Origin of the sequence: Cryobacterium sp. TMT1-66-1, from assembly GCF_004403435.1 — a bacterium.
Taxonomy (GTDB): Bacteria; Actinomycetota; Actinomycetes; order Actinomycetales; family Microbacteriaceae; genus Cryobacterium; species Cryobacterium flavum.
Genome location: NZ_SOGP01000025.1, coordinates 1 through 20,509, shown reverse-complemented (window position 1 = coordinate 20,509; position 20,509 = coordinate 1). Strand labels below are relative to the sequence as shown.

Sequence of the window (20,509 nt, the reverse complement as noted above, 5' to 3'; positions counted from 1 at the left end):
CTCGCCTGTTGTGCCGGCTAGAACTGCCAGGGAAACGGAGACCAGTCGGGTTCGCGGTGTTCGAGGAACGCTTCTTTGCCTTCGACGGCTTCGTCGGTGCCGTAGGCGAGGCGGGTGGCTTCACCGGCGAAGAGCTGCTGGCCGACCAGTCCGTCATCGATAGCGTTGAAGGAGTACTTGAGCATGCGGATCGCGGTTGGCGACTTCGTGAGGATGGTGTTGGCCCAGTCCAGCGCGGTCGTCTCCAGTTCCGCGTGCGGCACCACCGCGTTGACGGCGCCCATTTCGTAGGCGCGCTGCGCGTCGTACGGGCGGGCGAGAAAGAACACTTCCCTGGCGAACTTCTGCCCAACGTGCTGGGCAAAGTAGGCGCTGCCGTAGCCGCCGTCGAACGACCCGACGTCGGCATCCGTTTGTTTGAACATGCCGTGTTCCTTGCTGGCGATCGACAGGTCGCAGACCGAGTGCAGGGAGTGGCCGCCGCCGGCCGCCCAGCCGGGAATGACGGCTATGACGACCTTCGGCATGAAGCGGATGAGTCGCTGCACCTCGAGAATATGCAACCGGCCGGTGCTCACGGTTCCGTCGCGGTACTGGTAGCCGTCGCGGCCGCGGATTCTCTGGTCGCCACCGGAGCAGAATGCCCAGCCGCCGTCTTTGGGGCTTGGTCCGTTGCCGGTGAGGAGCACGACGCCGATTTTGGTGTTCTGCATGGCGTCGTCGAGCACCCGGTAGAGCTCATCGACCGACTGCGGGCGGAAGGCGTTGCGCACCTCCGGCCGGTTGAAGGCGACGCGGGCGACCCGGCCGGCGTTGTCGTGGTGGTACGTGATGTCGGCCAGCGCGGAGAAGCCGTCGACCGGCTTCCACAGGGACGGATCGAAAATTTCGGAAACCTGAGTCATGGTTTCAGCTTAGGTGTGCTCGGAGTTGGCACGGATCTCGGTGATGATGCCGGAGAAGTCCCGGCCACCGCCATCCGCGTCGGCGAAGCGGCGGTAGATCTGGGCGGCGAGCGGGGCGAGTTCGGCGGCGACGCCGGTGGCTTCGAGGGCGTTCACGGCCAGGCCGAGGTCTTTCGCCATGAGCGCTCCGGCAAAGCCCGGCTGGTAGTCCCGGTTGGCCGGGCTGGTCGGAACCGGTCCGGGCACCGGGCAGTTGGTGGTGAGGGCCCAGCACTGGCCGGAGGCTGCGGAGGCCACGTCGAACAGGGCCTGGTGGCTGAGGCCGAGCTTCTCGCCGAGCACGAATGCCTCGCTCACGGCGATCATGGAGATTCCGAGGATCATGTTGTTGCAGACCTTGGCCGCCTGCCCGGCACCGGACTCGCCGCAGTGCACGATCTTGCCGCCCATAACCTGCAGCACCGGCAGTGCCGACTCGAAGTCCGCGGCGTCGGCCCCGACCATGAAGGTGAGCGTGCCGGCCGTGGCGCCGCCCACTCCGCCGGAGACCGGGGCGTCCAGGCCGCGGTGCCCGGCCGCCACGAGGAGGTCGCGCGCCGCGCGGGCATCGCTCACGTCGATCGTGGAGCATTCGAGAAAGAGCGTGTTCGGCCCAGCGGATGCGATAAGTCCGGCAGCAGACCCGTCGCCCTGGTAGGCGCCGAGCACGTGCCGACCGCTGGGGAGCATGGTGATCACAATCTCGGCGTCGGCCACCGCGGCCGCCGCCGACTCAGCGACGGTGACCCCGTTCGCGGTCGCCTCCAGAAGAGCGGCGGGCACCAGGTCGTAGCCGATGACGGTGTGACCGGCCGCGACCAAGTTGGCGGCCATCGGGCCGCCCATGTGGCCCAGGCCGATGAAGGCGATTCGGTTGCTCATCTGTTTTCCTTCTTCAGGGTGTGGTGGTCAGGACCATCGTCAAACGGTGCGTCGGGCAGGTCAGTGGGCATCCGCCAGGGTACGCCCGATGATGAGGCGCATGATCTCGTTGCTGCCCTCGAGGATCTGGTGCACGCGCAGGTCGCGCACGACCTTTTCGACGCCGTATTCGCTGAGGTAACCGTAGCCGCCGTGCAGTTGGATGGCGCGGTTCGCCACCGAGAATCCGGCGTCGGTGGCGACGCGTTTGGCCATCGCGCAGAGTTTCACGCGGTCGGGGGCGCCGCGGTCCAGGGCATCCGCTGCCCGCCAGATCATGGTGCGGGCGGTTTCGAGCTCGGTGTCCATGTCGGCGAGTTCGAACAAGAGGGCTTGCTGGTCGATCAGCGGTTTGCCGAAGGCTTTGCGTTCTTTGAGGTAGGCCACGGTCTGGTCGAGCGCCCACTGGGCGCCGCCGAGGGAGCAGGCGCCCATGTTGATGCGGCCCCCGTTGAGTCCCTTCATGGCGATGCCGAAGCCGTCGCCCTCGGCGCCGAGCAGGTTGCCCACCGGCACGCGCACGTTGTCGAAGATCACCTGGGCGGTGGGCATGGCGTTCCAGCCCATCTTCTTCTCGTTCGGGCCGAAGGAGAGCCCGGGCGTTTCGGCCGGTACCACGAACGCGGAGATGCCCTGGTTGCCGGTGTCGCTCGTTCGCGCCATGACGACATAGACGCTCGAGGATCCCGCTCCGGAGATGAACTGTTTCACGCCGTTGAGCACGTAGCCATCGCCGTCGCGCACGGCCTTGGTGCGGAGCGCACCCGCGTCGGAGCCGGCATCCGGTTCGGTGAGGCAATAACTGCCGAGTGACGTCATGGCGGCCAGGCTGGGAACCCATTTTTTGCGCTGTTCCGTGTTGCCGAAACTGTCGATCATCCAGGCGACCATGTTGTGAATGGAGATGTAAGCGGCGATGGTGGGGTCGCCCTTGGCGAGTTCCTCGAAGATGTGCGCGGCATCGCTGCGGGTGAGGCCCGAGCCGCCCACATCTTCTTTCACGTAGATGCCGCCCATGCCCAGGCTGCCGGCCTCCTCGAGCACGTCGATCGGAAAATGTTTGGTCTGGTCCCACTCCACGGCGTGCGGGGCGAGCGCGGAGGTCGCGAAATCGCGCACCATTGCCACCAGGTCGCGTTGGTCATCGCTCAGCTGGAACATGCTCTGAACCTGCTTCCCTTGCGACGCTCTCTGTGCGCGACGCGGTAGTTGATCGACGCTGTAGTCGTCTCCGGCCAAGATACTAGGAAGCCCTAGTAATTGCTAGGGCTTCCTAGTATTTTTTGTTGTGGGCCATTTCGGCGCCGCGCTGGCGCGTGAGAACATAGCCGTGGGCATCCGCTCGCCAGTCAGGAGGACCGATGTCGTCAATACCCCCGTTGCAGACCGATCCCATCATCGAGGCGCGCCGCCACTGGGTCGAGCACGGCTGGGAAGACGCAGCCGACGGGATGGCCGCGGTCACCTCGATCATGCGCACCCAGCAGATCATGCTCGCCCGCATCGATACGGTTCTCAAACCGCTCAGCCTCACCTTTGCCCGCTATGAATTGCTCGCGCTGCTGAGTTTCACCCGCAGCAAGGCGCTGCCGATGGCCAAGGCCAGCGCGAGACTGCAAGTGCATCCCACCAGCGTGACCAACACGGTCGACCGGCTTGAAACGGCCGGACTCGTGCGCCGGGTGGCGCACCCGACCGATGGGCGAGCCACGCTGATCGAGCTCACGCCGCTGGGCCAGACCAGCGTGCTCGCCGCCACCGACGAGCTCAACGCTCGAGTGTTCACGCAGCCGGGCCTGGGTGCCGGTGAGGTTCAGAACCTGATCAGCGTGCTGACCGGTTTTCGCCGTGACGCCGGCGATTTCGTGGACCCCGACGTGGATGGTCACCTGCGGGACTGAACTTGTCACTTGAGAGCCTGCGTGTTTGAACAACTATGTTGACAGGACCGTAGGTCGACGGATCGCCTTCGACCGACATAGGAGCCAGCGTGGTTACCAGCATCTTCGTCAACCTCTCCACGAGTGACCTGGACCGGTCGACGACTTTTTTCGAGGCCCTCGGCTGGCACATCAACCCGGTGTTCACCGATGAGAATGCCGCCTGCATCGTGATCGAGGAGAACCTCTACCTCATGGTGCTCACCCGGGACTTCTTCGCCACTTTCACCGACAAGCCCATCGCCGATCCTCGTACGTCTGTGATGACGCTGACCGCTCGCACCGAAACGGCCGGACCCAATGTGGGCCCGGCCGCTACCTTCGCCGTTCAGGTTTAGAGGGAGGCGTCCAAGAGGCGCGGGGTAGCAGCATCCGTCATACCGGCCGTGATCGGGGAGGGCTTGAAGCCCTTCACGACCAGGTAGACGCCCAGCAAGAACTCCCACAGAGCGATCGGAATGACGGTGAGGCCGGACCAGGTCGACTGGGTCGGCATCACGAGCGGATGCCGCCGCTGGCGCCGCGTAGCCCTCGTCGTTCCCGTCTTACCCTGAGTAGGATCGTCGTACTGTCCGCTACACGAGCAAGGGAACTCATGGCCACCGGTGAGACGCAAATCGACAACGGTATTTTTCGCGTGACCAAGTGGACGATTGAACCCGGCGATGCCATTCCCATGCACGTGCACGAATACGAATATGTGGTCGTGCCCCTCGTGAGCGTAACCATGCACGTGATCAACGCCGACGGCTCAGAGATCGTCGCGGAAATTCGCAACGGTCAGAGCTACACGCGGCCACCCGGTGCCGAACACACCGTCGAGAACCGCGGCGCGCGCACCATCGAATTCGTCGAGTGTGAAAAACTCGCCTGACACAGCACCTACTCGGCTTGGTATTCAATCTGGTCCTGCAAGGCCAGCACATCGTCCTGGAACGCCAGGTAGAGGTTGGCAATGGTGGCGGTGCTGCTGATCGACGCGCCCAGAGACTCCTCACATTTGCGTAGCCGGTACCGAACCGTATTGGCGTGCACGTACAGGTGCCGAGCGCTTCGTCCGACATCCTGCTCCAAGGCCAGATAAACGATCAGGGTTTCAACCAGGTCGCTGTCCAGGTTGAGGGTCGCGACAAACTTGCGCAGTTTGTCCTCCAGCTGAGGTGCTTCGCGCCGTGCCAGCAGCCAACTGGCCAGGTCGACTTCGTCTAGTCGCACCACGGTGCGCTGCGCGCCGGGGTGACGGCCCGCCTGGGTGGCGCGGCGTCGCGCTATCTCCAGCGCCGTCTCGGCCTCGCGGAACGCCATCGGGGTGCTGGCCAGTTCGCTGAACGGCTCCGAGGTGCCGACGACGAGTTCGGTTCCGGCCAGGGTCAGCCAATCCACCAGCACGGCAGAGTCAGCGACCAGGGCATGAATGCTCGCCATCGTGCGGGAACCCCCGCCATTCTCATCCAGGAGCAGGCCCAGGCCGCCTAGGGCAGCTTCTTGCAGCAGTCCCTCGATCAGGTGCTTACCGGCAGGATCTCCGGACAGCGTGGAGATGGCGACAGCGCGCAGCGGCTCGTAAGCGGTGAAGCGGAACGGATTCATGCGATTCCAGTAGCGATGTTCGCGGGAGGGCGAGATTCCGTCTTGCAGGGCAACCAGCAGTTGTGCGTTTTCGTAGAGCTCGCGGGAGAGCCCAATCTGGGTGATCCCGTTGATGGCGCCGAGGAGGCGCTGAGTTGTTTGCAGCAGCACATCGCCGAGGTCATTCAGCATCGTGGAATTCCGACTGGCGAGCACGAGCCGGTAGGTCTTTCCGCGCAGGATGAGGGACTTTCCGATCGCATCCCACCGCCCAACGGTAAACCGTTCCTGAGCACCCCCGGATCGCTGCATTTCGGTCCACATGAGGCGGATGGGTCCTTCGCCGGCTGAAGCGACAACGCGACCGGAGTCTTCGTAGAGCACCGCCGATCCGCGGCAGGAGGAGGCCAGCTTGGCGATGAGCGCATCGATCGGCTGGTCGGCTGACATGCTCTGCAGAAGTTCATTCATGAACCAGGCCGCGCGTTTGAGCAGGTAGGCGTCAGCCGACAGTTTGGACTGGTTGACGAAGTTTTCGATGGCATAAAACGGAACGTCGGCGGCCACGGTGTACAGCGGAAATTTCTCCGATCGTGCCGCCGCAACCAGCGCCGTCGGAACCTCCTCGAAGTGCACGCCGACACCGAAGAACATCGCGGTGGTCTGCGCGGCTCGCATGTCCGTGATCAACGCCAGCGCCTGAGCGTCATCTCTTTCGTGGCCGATGAACAGGAGCCCGGTCGTCAGCATGATCGTCCTCGGCTCGACCCAGCGCCCCGGGTCGCCGAGTTCGCTCGTTCGTGCGGCCAGGACGATGCCGTGCGGATCGCCAGCGACCACCGATGTCAGACCCAAGGCCTTCTCGTTGACGACATCCCCGAGTGTTAAAGACAAGGAAACTCCCGATTTCAGGCGGCTCATCGTGTAAACATCCTGTTTCCTGGCGGCGGAAACGGGCGAAAGTCGCGCGTGTTTTGGAGTTTATCCAAAAAACGACGATCAGCGTTGCACACTATCCAGTGACAGGGTCGGAGGCCGTACGCATACTTGACCACAACCTGAACAGTCCGGAGGACACCCCATGTCGCAAGTCCGAGTCGCCGTTGATGTCGGCGGTACTTTTACCGACGTTTGTATTTTTGACGAGGAATCGCACAAAATCCGGGTCACCAAAGTTCCGTCGACGCCGCATGACCCTCTCGTCGCGGTCATGAACGGTGTGGCCCGCGCGAATATCGACCTCGAAGATGTCACGCTCTTCTCGCACGGCACGACCGTGGCCACGAATGCGTTGATCACCCGTAACTTTCCGCCGGCAGCGATGGTGACGACCCGAGGGTTTCGGGACGTCATTGAAATTCGTGACGGAACCAAGGACGACCTGTGGGACGCGTACAAGGATGTCTCCGGACCGTACATTCGCCGACGCGATCGCTTTGAAGTCACTGAGCGCATCGACTACGCGGGCAACACTGTCATGCCCCTCGACGAAGCGGATGCCCGCCGGGTCGCGCAGCTCCTGCGCAAGCGCAACGTCAACACCGTCGCCGTGTGCTTCATGAATTCCTACGCGAATCCGCAGAACGAAATTCGCATGCGGGAAATCCTCGAGGAAGAACTGCCCAACGCGACGGTATCAACCTCGGCCGAAATTCTTCCCGAAATTTTCGAACACGACCGGTTCAACACGACCGTCGCCAACGCCGTTCTCGCTCCGCTGGTGTCTGGGTACGTCAACCGTCTTTCCGACCAGCTCAAGGCCGGCGGCTACAAGGGAGACCTGCTGGTGCTGCACTCGGGCGGAGGGTCGATGACGCCCCGAATGGTCGAGCGCTATCCGGTTCGCCTGGCAGCGTCGGGGATCGCGGCTGGCGCGATCGCAGCCAAGCATGTCGCCCAGCAGTGCGGTTACGAAAACGCGGTGGGCCTCGACATGGGCGGAACCTCCACGGACATCGCGTTGGTCAGCGGAGGCGAACTGCGCATCACCAAGGAATGGCAGGTTGAATACGGGCACCCGATCATCTTTCCCAGCATTGATGTGCTGACGATTGGGGCCGGTGGTGGCTCGCTCGCCTATATCGACATTGCCGGATCCCTGCGGAACGGTCCCCAGTCCGCTGGCGCCGATCCCGGCCCGGCGTGCTACGACACCGGCGGCGACCAGCCGACGAACTCCGACGCCAACGTGGTGCTGAACCGTCTGGGCACGTCGCTCGCGGGAGGCGCGAAGAATCTGAACAAGGCACTCGCGACCGAGGCGATCAAGAAGGTCATCGGAGACCCGCTCAACATGCCGATCGCTGAAGCCGCCCATGCGGTAATCCAGGTTGCCAACGCCAACATGGCCGATGCTGTGCGCTTGGTTTCCATCCGCCGAGGGCACGACCCCCGCGACTTCGCGCTCGTCGCCTTTGGCGGAGCAGGCGCCCTGCACGGGGCAGAGGTGGCTCGTGAATTGAACATACCAACGGTCATCATCCCGCCGAACCCGGGCGTCGCATCCGCTCTGGGCTGTTTGCTCGTGGATATTCGTCACGACCTGTCCAGCATGTTCACCGGAATTGCAGCGGATGCCGACACCGAAGCGCTCGAGGGTATGTACGTCTCGCTCGAGTCCGAAGCGATGGCCCGCTTGCGTCAGGAACGCGTTGCGGACGAGAACGCCCTGCTGCAGCGGCAGATCTCCATGCGCTACCTGGGCCAGTGGCGTTCACTTTCGGTCAGCATCGGCTCGGGGGTGGGCGCCCTCGCCGAGGCGGTCGAAACGTTCCACGAACAGCACGAGCGTGAGTTCGCATTCAGCCAGAAAGATCAGCCGGTCGAGGTCTACCAGCTGCACCTGACTGCCATAGGAAAAACTCCAAAGCCGTCCTTCAAGCCGGCCGTGGAACTTAACGCAGATCCCGGAAGTCCGCGCGAAATTCGCCCCGTGTACTTCGGAGAACTGGGCTGGGTGGACACCCCGGTGTTCGATCGAGACGATATGCCGGCCGGCGCCATGTTCAGCGGCCCCGCCGTCATCGACCAGTTCGACTCCACCACCGTTATTCCGCCGAATACGACCGCAGTTATAGACGAGTGGATGAATATTCTCATCCACCTGGAGGAGATCTAAATGTCTGGAACGATCGCGGTACCGCTCGCGCCCACCATCGCGCTGGACCCGGTGACCTTTGAGGTGCTCAAGAACGCCTTCGCCACCAGCGTCGACCTGATGAGCGAGCAGATTCTGCGTACCTGCTACTCCTTCGTGATCTACTCCCGGGATTTCTCATCGGCACTGTGTGATGCCGCTGGGAACACGGTGATGCAGGGCAGCGGGGATATCGCCGTGCACGTGGGTACTCTGCATTTTCAGTGCAAGGCCGTGCTTGAGGAGTTCGGGACCGATATCAATCCTGGTGACGTCTTCGCGATCAACGATCCGTATCGAGGCGGAACCCACTTCAACGACGTGAGCTTTATCCGCCCGATCTTCTCGGGTGGTGAGGTCATCGCTTTCGCCCAGAACAAGGGCCACTGGGCCGATATCGGCGGCAACGTGCCCGGATCATTCGACGTGAACGCTAAGGAGCACTTCGGTGAGGGGCTGCGAATCACTCCCGTACGCATCTGGAGCCGTGGTGTGTTCCTGCACGACGTCGCCCAGTTGCTCGTCTCAAACACCCGTGCACCGCGCCAGGCGATGGGCGATCTTCATGCCCAGTCCGAAGCGACGGCCGTGTGCGAACGGGAGATACTGCGTCTCGTCGACCGGTATTCCCAGGCCACAGTGCAGCACGCTATGCAGGAAACCCAGGACTATGTGGAACGCACCGTTCGCCGCCGCCTGGAGGGCCTGCCTCACGGGGTTTGGGAGACCACGGACTACATGGACAACGACCCGGGCAAGGAGGAAGGGCTGGTACCGATCAAAATCAAGCTGACCATCGATGCCAACGGCATTCACTACGACCTGGCCGGATCGGCCCCGGTCGTGGCGACGTTTTTGAACTCCGGTTACGGCACGACATTTTCGGCAATTTACGCCGGAACGAAAACGTTCTTTCCGGATGTCCCGTTGAACTCTGGCTTCTATGCGGCCGTCACGGCTGACATCGGCCCGGAGGGAACGGTCGTCAACGCGGGCTGGCCGAACGCCGTGACCGGCTTCTGCTCCGGACCGTACGAGAAACTCATGAACGGCATCTTCGAGATCTGGTCCAAGATCATGCCGGAGCGGGCCATGGCCTGCGCGTTCAACCTGGAGTATCTGCTCGTCGGCGGAAAGGACGGCCGAACCGAGGACAGCCCCTACTTCATGTGGTACGACTGGATGGCCGGCGGTTGGGGTGGCCGGGCCAGCAAGGACGGCAGCGGCGCAACGGCGCCGGTCTTCGGAGCCGGCCTCGCCGTTCAGCCGGTCGAGGGTCAGGAACGCCTCTCGCCGGTGCTGACCTCGATGCACCAGATCGGCATGGATTCGGGCGGCCCAGGACGCTTTCGCGGCGGTGTCGGCATTGAGAAGGGTGGCATGCTCACCGACGCTCAGAATGCGGTCATGAGCTATTGCTGCGACCGGGCACGCTCCATCACCTGGGGGATCGAGGGCGGGCTCCCGTCGATTCCGCACGGGGTCTGGCTGAACAAGGGCACCGAGGGCGAACGCTTCCTCGGCTCCAACTTTTCCTCCGTTCCGGTGCAATCCGGCGACTCGTTCGTGCGGCCGTCGGCCGGCGGAGGCGGCTACGGTGACCCACTCGAGCGCACCTATCTGGAGGTGCTCGACGATGTCATCGACGGCTACGTATCCGTCGGGCGAGCAGCCAAAGACTACGGCGTGGTCATTACGGCCGTCGATCCCGATTTGGACGCCTACGAGGTCGACGAAGCGGCGAGCGTGGAGCTTCGACACGACATCGCTGCGCACCGTCTCGGGTGGCTGGCCGAAGACCCAGCAACGGTGTCCGCCCGATACATCAGCGGCGACATCGACATGCTCGACGTCATCCGTCGCTACGGCGTCATTCTCGACTGGGGTACCGGCGAGCTCTTCGCTACGACGACTCGGGAGCACCGGGCGCTGATGGAACGCCGATCCTCGTCGCACTGGCCGATCGTGCAGGCCTAGCCGCCGTCGGGTGGCACTCGAGTACTAGTCCGTAAGCAATTTGTGCATTTGCACACGCATCGCACGATCTCTCTTGCATTTGCCTACTGGTCTGGATCCACAGGGCATTCACATACTTGCAGAAGGGCCATGAGTCACGGGCCCCGTCGGCAGAGACGACGACGGAGCTCATGACTTTTGCTGCACCTGGAATTTCGTATTTTGCAGGACCAATCACGAAACATTTTGCCAGCCGTCACCGGCCCTAATGGAGGTACCTAGTGAACGTGAATTTGACCGGCAGTAACAGCACTGTTGAGGCGACGGATGCCCTCTATCGCGAGGGCAACGACGACGATCAGATGACTAAAGGGTCACTGTCAATGGCATGGTACGGCGTCGCCAGTGCTATGTTCTTCGTCTATATCGGTGCCGCCCTGGCCATGGCCTACGGCACCAAAGACGCACTGATTGGACTGGCGCTCACCATCGTGGCGTACGGCCTGATCAACCGCGTCCTTGCGAAGTACGCCATCAATAACCGCACCACGGTCGCGCTCTTCTCCCGCACAATCCTCGGCACTGCGGGGTCAGCGATCGCGACCATCATCTTCGCTCTCGTCGCCATTTACTACGCCGTGTTCGAAGGCTCGATCGTCGCCTACGCCTTCCAGGTGGCATTCGGCGGTGAGATGTGGATGTGGTACCTGATTGTCGTGGCGTACTCCACACCGCTGATTCTCGGTGGTGCCCGCCGATTCCTCGACAAGCTCAACGGATGGCTCTTGCCGATCTACGTCGGCGGGCTCATCGCAGCCGTCGTATGGGCCGGTGTGCAGTACGGCTTCAGCAGCACCTGGCTCACCCAGCAGCCTGAATCGGGACTGGCCGTGACGATGGGTGGTCCGGGCTGGCTCGCCACCTTTGCCGCCTACATGGGTGTGTGGATCATGATGATGTTCACCATTGATTACGCCGCTCTCGGCAAGCGCCAGGATACGAAATTTCACCAGCGCTGGAGCTTCGGTTGGGCGTTCTACATTCTCGCCTACGGTTTCAGCGCCTGCGTCGGCATCTTTCTCACCTTCACCATCCCCGGACTTGAGGCGTCGGAGACGGGAATCGCCGGCGGCATCGTTTCAATGATGGGGATTCTGGGACTCATCGTCGTTTTCGTCTCCCAGACCCGCATCAATACCGCCAACTACTACCTGGGCGCTGCCAACCTCAAGTCCTTTGGCGAACGGGTCTTTCGGATCAAGCTGCCCAACCTGGTGTGGGTGCTGACCTCATCGGTGATCATCTTTCTCCTGATGCTCCTGCCCATCGTGAAGTACATCCTGCTGGCGTTGGCCTGGCAGGGCGTGCTGGTCACAGCCTGGGTCGCGATCGCCGTGACCCACATTCTGATCACCCGCGGACTCGGCCAGGAACACGGAATGCTTGACGACGTGCACTACCGCAAGTTCAACAACTCGGGACTCATCGCCTGGGTTATCGCGACCGTGACCGGCATCATCATGCTGCAGTTGGGCCTGCTCAACCCCGACCTGGCCGGTGTCGGCGCCACGTGGGGCCCCATCTTGACGGCCGTTGTGGCATCCGCTGTCTATGCCTTGCTGTGGAACACCACGACGGCCAAGTCCGCGCTGGTGACGACGGTCGCCTAGCAGCAGCACCGTCTGCTTGCGCTGCCGACCGGCGGGGGAACGCCCTTGGGCGTTCCCCCGCCGGTTTATTTTTCGCCCAGATCAACCAACCGCAGAGCGATGAGGCACGTCGCCTGGCCCTCGACGGAGCCCAGGTTCAGGCGCAGCAGGGTCTCGATCTTTCGCAGTCGGTAGTTCAGCGAGTTGCGGTGAATGAACAGGGCGCTGCAGGTCTTGGACGGCTGCGCGTCATTGTCGAGATAAGCGCGCAGAGTCTCGACCAACGGGCCGGCACGTTTCAGATCGTGTTCCCAGAGCGGTGCCAGAAACTTGCGTGCCGCTTCTTTCGCTCCGCGCCCAGCGGTGGCGGTGACGACGGCGCTGAGGCCCAGCTCCGGGGCGAGCTGGGGGCGGTCGATCCCTTGCACGAGCTGGAGTGCGTGCACAACAGACAGTCGAAGCTCAAACAGACTCAGTGTCGGCCCCTTCACAACCAGCGGTTGCCGGTCGTGAATGTGCAACAGCCGCTCGACGGCCTCGTCGAAGTCCATGCGTGGGTTCTGCGCAAAGGCGACCAATCGGTCGCCGAACTCGGTAACTCGAAGCGTCTGAAACTTCTCGTGCAGGGCAACTCGCAACTGCCAGGACGTCGACGCCAGCTCCCCACTCATATCCGCGACCAGAACGGATGTTGCCACTCGCGCATCCAGGCCGATGTCGACAAACGCTCGCCTCACGTCAAGGTGGGTAGCTTCCTCCCAGGACTCGCACGCGATCACAAAGTTCTTGATTTCGTGCTGACGGCTGGCATCGACGATCACGGACCTGTTGAGCTGCAGCGCGATGATGGAGGCGACCGGACCCAGGAGGGAGGCGAGCTGACTCTCGCTGTCCTTCTCTCTAATGGCCAGACGGCAGGGATTATTGAGACCCATCGGCAGGGGAATGCTCAGCACCCCCACTTGAGGCTTCGTCCTGATTCCGGTCGTCCAGGTTGCGAGCGCCGGATACTGGGCGATGACCGTGCCGTAGGCGTCGTACACGGCCAGGGGTGACTGGATCACGTTGAAGACGGTGGCCAGCAGGGTGACAACCTCGGCATCCTGGTTAGCCAGACGGGCGCACTCGTCGGCGAGGGTCCAGCCCCGATTGACCACGGCCAGACGCTCCGCTTGCATGAGGCTCTCGATGAAGCGATTCACCTGCAGCGGAGGAACCGCCGCTGGAACCTCCAGCAGCGGGACATCATGCTTGGTGCAGGCGCCGATGAGGCCGGGCGGCAGGGCACGATGGGCCATCCCGGTAGCGAAGACGATGGCCGAGACGGGCACCTCGGCGAGGCGTTCCACGAAAGCATCCCAGGTGCGTTCGTCGGAAAAGTTCATACCGATTCCGCTGGTGAGCAGGAGTGAGTGTGGATCCAGGAACGGTGTGGGATCCATGAGTTCGGTCGGTGCGCATCCGCTGAGCTCGGTGGCCAGGCGCAGTTCCGACGACGGCGTCTGCAACAAGAGCTGCAGGGATCGCTCCAGGAGCAGGTCGACCACGCGCATCTCGAGTTCCATTCTCTAGGCGGTTTGCACAAAGTTTTTCGCAAGCTTAGTGCAGATGCCTACTGGGCCGTGCTGTCTCGGGCCCGTAGCGTGGAGTTATGGACGACGTGAACAGCAACTCGAACATCACCCTGAATTCCGATATGGGGGAATCTCTCGGCATTCACAGCTTTGGCAATGACGAAGCTCTTATGCGGCTGGTCGACGTGGCGAACGTTGCGTGCGGCTTTCATTCCGGAGACCCGGACGCGATGGAAGCCACCGTTCGGCTCGCCAAGGAGCACGGCGTGCGCGTCGGAGCGCACCCTGGGCTGCCCGACCTGGTCGGCTTCGGACGGCGCGAGATGAAGCTCATGCCCTCCGAAGTGGAATCCATGATTCGATACCAGGTTGGCGCGCTCGTCGGTTTTCTGCACAAGTACGACCTGCCCCTCAACCACATCAAGCCGCACGGTTCCCTGTACGGAATGCTTGCCCGTGACGAAGCGCTCATGCAGGGAGCGGTCGCTGTCGCCCAGTCATACGGCGTGCCCATCTTCGGTTTGGCCGGAAGTGCCCATCAGGCGGTAGCCGAGCGGGAGGGCGTCGAATTCGTCGCCGAACTCTACGTGGACCTTGACTACAACGCCGAGGGAGGGCTGATCATTCAGCGGCGCCCCGAGAATACCGACCCACAGAAGGCAGCGGCCCGCGTGCGCCGGGTACTCGAGGACGGCAAGGTGCTCGCTAACGATGAAACGATCCTCGAAATCCCCTTCGGCTCCATTTGTATTCATTCGGACACCTCAAATTCACCGGCTGTTGCCCAGGCCGTGCGCGAGGCGCTCGGCCGGTAAATCCGCGCACCCCACCCCACCCCAGCCCGACGAAAGTGAACCCATGAGCCACCAGATCATCTCCCCCCTTCCCGGCATCTTCTACCGGAAGCCGGGCCCTGGCAAGGAACCCTACGTCAATGAAGGCGACACGGTCTCGGCCGGCCAGACCATTGGCCTCGTCGAGATCATGAAGCAATTCAGTGAGGTTCGCGCCGAATTCGACGGTGTCCTCGAAAAATTCGAACTTGAAGACTTCGGGGTCGTCAACCCCGGTGACGTTATCGCCATTACGTCTTGACTGCCTCCGGGGTGGCGCTGCGGCACCCTCCTTACCTTTGAACGTTTCCCTCGACTCACTGGAAGAGCCAATGAAGAAACTCCTCATCGCCAATCGCGGCGAAATTGCCGTTCGAATCATTCGCACCGCCCGAGAAATGGGCATCGTGACCGTTGCCGTCGTGAGCGAAGCTGACAAAACATCCCTAGCCGCTGATCTCGCGGATGAGGCGATCGTGGTCGGGCCGGCTCCCGCCGGCCTCAGCTATCTCAACCACGACGCCGTGCTCAAAGCAGCCCTCGACAGCGGCGCTGATGCCGTCCATCCCGGCTACGGCTTTCTATCGGAAAATGCTGAATTCGCTCGCAAGGTGATTGCTGCCGGGCTGACGTGGGTTGGCCCATCTCCGGAGTCGATCGAACTGATGGGTGACAAGTCTCGCGCACGCCGAGCCGCAATCGACGCCGGTGTGCCGACCCTTCCAGGCACGGAAACGGCGCTTCGCGACGATGACGACCTTGAAGCGATCGCGGCACGAATCGGTTACCCCCTCGTGGTCAAGGCCTCCGCTGGCGGCGGGGGGCGCGGCATCCGGTTGGTTGAAGACCCAGCACAGTTGCGCGGGACCGTCGAGATCGCGCAGGCCGAGGCGCTGGGCGCTTTCAACTCGGCTGACGTCTACTTCGAAAAATTTGTCACCAGGGCACGCCACGTCGAAGTGCAGATATTGGGGGACGGTGAGACCTTCGTGCATCTTGGAGACCGAGACTGCTCGATGCAGCGCCGGCAGCAGAAAATTCTTGAGGAAGCACCCGCGCCCGGGCTACCAGACGAGGTTCGCGAACGGATGCGAGACTCCTCGGTTGAGCTGGCGCGCAAGGCGAATTACGTCGGCGTGGGTACGGTGGAATTTCTTTATGATCCGTTCAGCCATGAGGTCGCCTTCATCGAGATGAACACCCGTATCCAGGTCGAACACACCATCACAGAGGCCATTACGGGCATGGACCTGGTTCGTGAACAACTGCGAATTGCCGCGGGGGAGAAGCTCGATATTACCCAAAGTGACGTGACGTTCTCTGGCCACGCGCTCGAATTCCGCATCAATGCGGAGGACCCAGACAACAACTTCATGCCCAGCCCCGGCCTCATCAAGACCATGAACCTGCCCGGGGGAGCCGGCGTGAGGGCCGATTTCGGCTTTATCTCCGGCAAGACCGTGGCTCCGTTCTACGACTCCCTCCTGGGCAAGATCATTGTCTGGGCGCCAACCCGTGAATTGGCCATCGCTCGGTCGGCGCGCGCCTTGGACGAAGCACACATTGACGGAGTCAAATCGACGATTGGGCTGCTCAGTTCCCTCGTGACGCTGACCGATTTCGCGGACGTCAAACACCACACCAAGTACATCGAATCGTTTCTGGACTCAACGATTCCGGACTCAACGGGAGATGCCGAATGACGCAGCAGACCACAGCCCGATACACATGGGGCGGCGATGAGTTTCTCTTCATTGAAATCGCTGAGGGCATGTCGCTCGAAGCAAACTTCATCTCAAACAGCATCGCCAATGCTTTGGAAGCGCGCGAGCTCGCGGGGATCGTGGATATCTGCCCGGCCAACGCCTCGCTACTGGTGCGGTTCGACCCGGATATTCTGCCCTGGCAGGAGCTCGAAAACGTGGTGCACACGCTCGAGGACGAGGTGCGGGCCTCGACCGACAAGGTACTCGAAACACGCATCATCGAGATTCCGGTCTGGTATAACGACCCGTACACGAATGAAACCGGGGCCCGATTCCGTGAGGGTTATCACCAGCGGCCCGAGGGCAACGACCTCGACTATGCCGCCGAGGTCAATGGACTGGCCAATGCCGAGGAGTTCATCAAGCGGCATCACGAATCACCCTGGTTGGTTTCCATGGTGGGTTTTGTCGCCGGTCTCCCTTTTCTCTTCCAGCTAGCCCCGCGCGAGCAACAACTCGAGGTGCCCAAATATCTGAGCCCCCGTACGGACACGCCAGCGCTGACCGTGGGCTATGGCGGCTGCTTCAGCTGCATCTACTCGGTGCGCGGCGCCGGCGGCTACCAGATGTTCGGGATAGCGGCCGCTCCGATCTTTGACCCGTCCCAAACGTTGGGCGATTTCTCCGACTTTATGATTTTCTTCAAACCGGGGGACATCGTGAAATTCAAGCCAATCGACGAAACGGAGTATCGGCGCATCCGCGCCGAGGTCGGCGCCGGAACCTTCCGGTATCGCCAGGCACCAATCGCGTTCGACCTGGGTGAGGCCTTGACCGACCCCGACGGTTACAAGTCGTCACTCTTGGAGGCACTCAATGGCATTTGACATTCTCGAACCCGGCCTCTCCACCACCGTCCAAGACCAGGGACGAATCGGTTACTACCGGTTTGGCATCCCGCAGGGTGGTTCGATGGATCAGTATTCGGCCACCTTGGCCAACCGGCTCGTCGGCAATACGGCGCGCGAGGCAGTGCTTGAGTGCACCTATATCGGCCCCAAACTGATTTCCACGACCGATGCCATCATTGCCGTGACCGGTGCGCCGGTGGACGTCTTCGTCAATGGGGAACTCGTACCCGAATACGAACGACTCGAGCTTCTCGCCGGTAATGAACTGAAGTTCGGTGTGATCAAGGGCGGCACGAAGTATTTCATCGCCGTGCACGGCGGAATCGATGTTCCCGAAGTGCTCGGTTCGCGGTCGACCTATCCGATCGGAGCGATCGGTGGGGTTGACGGGCGTGCGCTCGCCGCGGGTGACCTCGTTCCGGTCGGCGCAGCGATCGACAACGGCTTGCCTGCGCTGCAGTTCATTGAAATCAAGGACCGTCCGGCCTTCTCCAAGGACGTGACTGTGCGGGTTATGCTCGGACTGTACGACCACCTGCTCTCTCACACGGGACTGGACAGCTTGCTAAATAGCGAATGGGTGCTCACTCCGGTGGCCGACCGCATGGGTCTTCGCTACAGCGGACCCGGTGTGGAATGGAAGGACCGCGAACAACCGTTTGGTGCCGGTCAGGACCCGTCCAACATCGTTGACGCCGGGTACGCCGTCGGCTCCATCCAGATTCCCGGAGGCACCCAGCCCATCATTCTGCATCGGGACGCCGTCTCCGGCGGGGGCTACGCCATGGTCGCCACGGTTATCTCCGCGGACATGGACCTGGTGGCCCGCTGTTCTCCAGGCACGAAGACCCACTTTGTGGCCGTGACGATGGAGCAGGCGCTCGCTGCACGGGCGGCAAACACTGTCCGGGCTGCCAGGATCTGGTCGTAGCGGCCCACCGTGAGCTGGGCGCAGGCTGGGTAGCTGGGGGCATGCTCGATCGTGCGCCCGGTTGCGGAACCGGCGCCCGCCCAGGTTCGGCGCGACTTCTGAGGCGATGCCTGCTCGATTAGGCTGACCCCCTGAGCAATTCAGAGGCCAATCCCGACGAGATGCTGTGCGAGTCCGCCGCTCCGAGTGGCAGCGTCGAGATCCTGGCACCACGCGACGTTCCCCTCGGCGGGCTGCGCGCCATGAACGTGCGGCGCACCCTTCCCCAGCGCCAACGTTCCCTGATCGGCGCGTGGTGTTTTCTCGACCATTACGGTCCCGACCCGGGTCAGCGAGATGGGTGGAATGCGCGTGCCGCGGCATCCGCATACCGGCTTGCAGACCGTCAGCTGGTGGTTCACCGGAGAAATCGAGCATCGCGATTCGGTCGGCTTTCACGCAATCGTTCGCCCCGGAGAACTCAATCTGATGACGGCCGGCCGCGGGATCAGCCACTCCGAGTTCTCCACCCCCGACACCACCGTTTTGCACGGTGCCCAATTGTGGGTGGCGCTGCCCAAGGGCGCCCGCCAGATGGAGCCCACCCTCGAGCATTTTCGCCCCGAACCCGCGCACGGCGAGGGCTGGACCATGCGGGTCTTCCTCGGTTCACTGGGCGGCAGCACGTCGCCGGTCGTCACGCACACTCCGCTGCTCGGGGCCGAGATTCTGCTCCAAGCGGATGCCCGCCTCACCCTGCAGACCGACCCGTCGTTTGAGCACGGTGTGCTCGTTGACATGGGAGATCTCACCGTCGACGGCACTCCGGTAGCGAAGGACCACCTCGTGTACGCCGGCGTCGGTCGGTCGACACTGACGCTGGTCGCTGGCGCCGAGCCCGTGCGCGTTCTGCTCATTGGCGGCGCGCCCCTGGGCGAACAGATTCTGATGTGGTGGAACTTCGTGGGTCGCAGCCACGAGGAGATCGTCGCCTACCGCGCCCAATGGCAGACGGAGATCAGGGCTGCCGACTCTGCGGTCGCCGGTGCTGATTGTGGTGGGGCCGCCGAGCCGCGCTTTGGCAGTTTTCCCGCCGGACAACCCGACCCGATTCCTGCCCCGCCTCTTCCCACGGTGCGCCTGCGCCCGCGCGGCTAGCCGGATCGGCCCCCAATACCACCATGCTAGAAGCGGATGCCGCAGCCCCGGCCCTATGAGTGGACGCACGGTCCTGCGGAGGGGAAACCTTGCATGCCTGCATTGATCTGGTTGCGCTGATCTGGTTGCGCTCATCCGGGTGCGGTCTCGACGTCGGCGTTACTTGTTCCAGTTGGGTTTCTCGGTGGGGGTGGCGGCGCGGTTTTGTCCGGCGGGGCGCCAGGTTTGGGTGGGGTCGAACAGGAGCGGGCCTCGTACCCAGGGGCGTCCGTCTCGGATGTCGATGTCCCAGCCGGAGGTGTCGATGCTTGAGTGGGCGGCGTTGCAGAGAAGGACTGCGTTGTCGATGTCGGTGAGGCCGCCTTTCTGCCAGGGGAAGACGTGATGAGCCTGTGCCAGGTGGGGTGGCACGGTGCAGCCGGGGATGATGCAGCCGCCATCGCGGGCGGCCAATGCTCGGCGTTGACTGGCGCTGAAGAACCGGTTGCTGGTGCCGAGGTGGAGGATTTNACCGGTTGCTGGTGCCGAGGTGGAGGATTTTGCCGGTGTGGCCGAACAGGATGGGTTGGTAGCCGCCGGCGCAGATGAGTTCGTCGACTTGGTTGGGGGTGAGGGGGCCGTCGATGCCGTCGATCCAGCCGGCGCCGCGGCCGTCGAGGAGGTCGTTGATGTTGATGTGCACGAGCACGGTGGGGGCGGCTCCGCCCATGGTGGGGGTGTCGGGGTGCCGGGCTGCGGCTTCGAACACGGCGCGGAGGATGCTGGCTTGTTTTTCGTTGCGGGAGCGGGTGTCGTCGGGGTGCTGCGGGCACGGACCGTGCGGGTCGGGGCTGAACTCGTCGGGACTGTGCGGGTCGGGGCTGAGCGGGTCGGGTGGGTCGGCGCCGAGCGTGTCGCTGGCCTCCATTTTCGCACCCGCCTCGCCCGCCTGGCCAATTTCGGTGGCTTGGCCCGCCGCAGTGGCGTCCCGCGCCTCGCCGGCCGCTTCTTGTGCCGCTTCGTTGTCGTCTGCGTGGGCGAGGTCGGTCTCAGTGAACGCGACCCGGGCACGTGGAGGGGCGTCGGAGACTCGGGCCGTGCCGGACGTCGTGCCGGACGTCGGGGTTTCGGGGGCGCCGGGAACCGGGTTGGCCGCGGCGGCGGACAGGTACGCATCACTCAGTTGACCGGCACAGACGTTGCCGATGATGGCGCGGTCGAGGGTGGTGAACCAGCCGTTGAGGCTGTAACCGCCATTGCTGAGAGTGCCGAAGGTGAGCCAGCTGCGCCGCTCGGTCGGGGCCTCGCCGGGCGCAGTGCCGT

General features: G+C 63.0%; 19 protein-coding genes and 1 pseudogene. 13 read left to right on the top strand and 7 right to left on the bottom strand.

Annotation, left to right across the window (positions count from 1 at the left end; all coding sequences use genetic code 11):
* Positions 1-17 precede the first annotated feature (17 nt).
* Genes E3T29_RS18785 through E3T29_RS18775 form a run of 3 tightly spaced genes read right to left on the bottom strand, consistent with a single transcriptional unit; the run spans position 18 to position 3,026 of the window.
* Positions 18-905 carry a 1,4-dihydroxy-2-naphthoyl-CoA synthase gene (locus E3T29_RS18785; RefSeq protein WP_092339566.1) on the bottom strand — a complete coding sequence of 296 codons (888 nt, stop codon included), beginning with the start codon at positions 903-905 and terminating at the stop codon, positions 18-20.
* Between the two features lie 9 nt (positions 906-914).
* Positions 915-1,826 (bottom strand): 3-hydroxyisobutyrate dehydrogenase, encoded by a 912-nt coding sequence (mmsB, locus tag E3T29_RS18780; protein WP_104090964.1) that lies wholly within the window; start codon positions 1,824-1,826, stop codon positions 915-917.
* 60 nt (positions 1,827-1,886) lie between these two features.
* The gene (locus E3T29_RS18775) at positions 1,887-3,026 is read right to left on the bottom strand and encodes an acyl-CoA dehydrogenase family protein (RefSeq protein WP_134347004.1); all 1,140 of its coding nucleotides are present in this window, start codon (positions 3,024-3,026) and stop codon (positions 1,887-1,889) included.
* 200 nt (positions 3,027-3,226) lie between these two features.
* Between E3T29_RS18775 and E3T29_RS18770 the strand changes: the two genes are divergently transcribed.
* Both E3T29_RS18770 and E3T29_RS18765 read left to right on the top strand, forming a co-directional pair.
* Positions 3,227-3,766 (top strand): MarR family winged helix-turn-helix transcriptional regulator, encoded by a 540-nt coding sequence (locus E3T29_RS18770; protein ID WP_092339569.1) that lies wholly within the window; start codon positions 3,227-3,229, stop codon positions 3,764-3,766.
* Positions 3,767-3,855: 89 nt separating this feature from the next.
* A complete protein-coding gene (locus E3T29_RS18765; protein ID WP_174776446.1) occupies positions 3,856-4,143 on the top strand; it encodes a hypothetical protein in 288 nt (95 codons plus the stop codon).
* Here the strand turns inward: E3T29_RS18765 and E3T29_RS18760 are convergent.
* Positions 4,140-4,304, bottom strand: a complete 165-nt coding sequence (locus E3T29_RS18760) for a hypothetical protein (protein WP_198417796.1) — start codon at positions 4,302-4,304, stop codon at positions 4,140-4,142. The two genes, E3T29_RS18765 and E3T29_RS18760, sit on opposite strands and share 4 nt — an antisense overlap.
* Positions 4,305-4,400: 96 nt before the next feature.
* Here E3T29_RS18760 and E3T29_RS18755 point away from each other — a divergent pair, with 96 nt between their 5' ends.
* On the top strand, positions 4,401-4,679 hold the full coding sequence (locus E3T29_RS18755; RefSeq protein WP_134347003.1) for a cupin domain-containing protein: 279 nt from the start codon (positions 4,401-4,403) through the stop codon (positions 4,677-4,679).
* An 8-nt stretch (positions 4,680-4,687) separates the two neighbouring features.
* Here the strand turns inward: E3T29_RS18755 and E3T29_RS18750 are convergent, their stop codons facing one another.
* The gene (locus tag E3T29_RS18750) at positions 4,688-6,268 is read right to left on the bottom strand and encodes a PucR family transcriptional regulator (protein ID WP_241987913.1); all 1,581 of its coding nucleotides are present in this window, start codon (positions 6,266-6,268) and stop codon (positions 4,688-4,690) included.
* A gap of 187 nt (positions 6,269-6,455) precedes the next feature.
* Between E3T29_RS18750 and E3T29_RS18745 the strand changes: the two genes are divergently transcribed.
* The 3 genes from E3T29_RS18745 (at position 6,456) to E3T29_RS18735 (ending at position 12,136) form a co-directional block, all read left to right on the top strand.
* Positions 6,456-8,492 carry a hydantoinase/oxoprolinase family protein gene (locus tag E3T29_RS18745; RefSeq protein WP_134347001.1) on the top strand — a complete coding sequence of 679 codons (2,037 nt, stop codon included), beginning with the start codon at positions 6,456-6,458 and terminating at the stop codon, positions 8,490-8,492.
* Positions 8,493-10,487, top strand: a complete 1,995-nt coding sequence (locus E3T29_RS18740) for a hydantoinase B/oxoprolinase family protein (protein ID WP_134347000.1) — start codon at positions 8,493-8,495, stop codon at positions 10,485-10,487.
* 260 nt (positions 10,488-10,747) lie between these two features.
* Entirely contained in the window at positions 10,748-12,136 is a 1,389-nt protein-coding gene (locus E3T29_RS18735) for a cytosine permease (RefSeq protein WP_134346999.1), read from the top strand.
* A 65-nt stretch (positions 12,137-12,201) separates the two neighbouring features.
* Here E3T29_RS18735 and E3T29_RS18730 read toward each other — a convergent pair whose 3' ends face one another.
* Positions 12,202-13,680 (bottom strand): PucR family transcriptional regulator, encoded by a 1,479-nt coding sequence (locus E3T29_RS18730; protein WP_134346998.1) that lies wholly within the window; start codon positions 13,678-13,680, stop codon positions 12,202-12,204.
* A gap of 86 nt (positions 13,681-13,766) precedes the next feature.
* On the opposite strand from E3T29_RS18730, the gene pxpA reads away from it, so the two are divergent.
* The 6 genes and pseudogenes from pxpA to E3T29_RS18700 all read left to right on the top strand — a co-directional run bounded on the left by pxpA (position 13,767) and on the right by E3T29_RS18700 (position 19,207).
* Positions 13,767-14,504 (top strand): 5-oxoprolinase subunit PxpA, encoded by a 738-nt coding sequence (pxpA, locus tag E3T29_RS18725; RefSeq protein ID WP_134346997.1) that lies wholly within the window; start codon positions 13,767-13,769, stop codon positions 14,502-14,504.
* 43 nt (positions 14,505-14,547) lie between these two features.
* Entirely contained in the window at positions 14,548-14,784 is a 237-nt protein-coding gene (locus E3T29_RS18720) for an acetyl-CoA carboxylase (RefSeq protein WP_134346996.1), read from the top strand.
* On the top strand, positions 14,732-16,225 hold the full coding sequence (locus E3T29_RS18715) for an acetyl/propionyl/methylcrotonyl-CoA carboxylase subunit alpha (protein WP_241987912.1): 1,494 nt from the start codon (positions 14,732-14,734) through the stop codon (positions 16,223-16,225). The genes E3T29_RS18720 and E3T29_RS18715 overlap by 53 nt, the downstream gene beginning before the upstream one ends.
* Positions 16,222-17,115 (top strand): allophanate hydrolase subunit 1, encoded by an 894-nt coding sequence (locus tag E3T29_RS18710; protein WP_134346995.1) that lies wholly within the window; start codon positions 16,222-16,224, stop codon positions 17,113-17,115. Before E3T29_RS18715 ends, E3T29_RS18710 begins: the two co-directional genes overlap by 4 nt.
* A complete protein-coding gene (locus E3T29_RS18705) occupies positions 17,105-18,070 on the top strand; it encodes a biotin-dependent carboxyltransferase family protein (protein WP_134346994.1) in 966 nt (321 codons plus the stop codon). The genes E3T29_RS18710 and E3T29_RS18705 overlap by 11 nt, the downstream gene beginning before the upstream one ends.
* Positions 18,071-18,201: 131 nt before the next feature.
* Positions 18,202-19,207 (top strand): annotated as a pseudogene (locus E3T29_RS18700) (pirin family protein).
* Between the two features lie 159 nt (positions 19,208-19,366).
* On the opposite strand, the gene E3T29_RS19860 reads toward E3T29_RS18700, so the two are convergent.
* Positions 19,367-19,660 carry an HNH endonuclease signature motif containing protein gene (locus E3T29_RS19860; protein ID WP_166792473.1) on the bottom strand — a complete coding sequence of 98 codons (294 nt, stop codon included), beginning with the start codon at positions 19,658-19,660 and terminating at the stop codon, positions 19,367-19,369.
* Positions 19,661-19,754: 94 nt separating this feature from the next.
* Between E3T29_RS19860 and E3T29_RS19855 the strand changes: the two genes are divergently transcribed.
* A partial coding sequence (locus tag E3T29_RS19855; protein ID WP_198417802.1) for a hypothetical protein occupies positions 19,755-20,509 on the top strand: 755 nt, incomplete at its 3' end.

Bases quoted from the DNA above. Each gene is read 5' to 3' on its own strand.
- E3T29_RS18785 (WP_092339566.1), bottom strand. From the start codon at position 905: ATGACTCAGGTTTCCGAAATTTTCGATCCGTCCCTGTGGAAGCCGGTC.
- mmsB (WP_104090964.1), bottom strand. From the start codon at position 1,826: ATGAGCAACCGAATCGCCTTCATCGGCCTGGGCCACATGGGCGGCCCG.
- E3T29_RS18775 (WP_134347004.1), bottom strand. From the start codon at position 3,026: ATGTTCCAGCTGAGCGATGACCAACGCGACCTGGTGGCAATGGTGCGC.
- E3T29_RS18770 (WP_092339569.1), top strand. From the start codon at position 3,227: ATGTCGTCAATACCCCCGTTGCAGACCGATCCCATCATCGAGGCGCGC.
- E3T29_RS18755 (WP_134347003.1), top strand. From the start codon at position 4,401: ATGGCCACCGGTGAGACGCAAATCGACAACGGTATTTTTCGCGTGACC.
- E3T29_RS18745 (WP_134347001.1), top strand. From the start codon at position 6,456: ATGTCGCAAGTCCGAGTCGCCGTTGATGTCGGCGGTACTTTTACCGAC.
- E3T29_RS18740 (WP_134347000.1), top strand. From the start codon at position 8,493: ATGTCTGGAACGATCGCGGTACCGCTCGCGCCCACCATCGCGCTGGAC.
- E3T29_RS18730 (WP_134346998.1), bottom strand. From the start codon at position 13,680: ATGGAACTCGAGATGCGCGTGGTCGACCTGCTCCTGGAGCGATCCCTG.
- pxpA (WP_134346997.1), top strand. From the start codon at position 13,767: ATGGACGACGTGAACAGCAACTCGAACATCACCCTGAATTCCGATATG.
- E3T29_RS18720 (WP_134346996.1), top strand. From the start codon at position 14,548: ATGAGCCACCAGATCATCTCCCCCCTTCCCGGCATCTTCTACCGGAAG.
- E3T29_RS18710 (WP_134346995.1), top strand. From the start codon at position 16,222: ATGACGCAGCAGACCACAGCCCGATACACATGGGGCGGCGATGAGTTT.
- E3T29_RS18705 (WP_134346994.1), top strand. From the start codon at position 17,105: ATGGCATTTGACATTCTCGAACCCGGCCTCTCCACCACCGTCCAAGAC.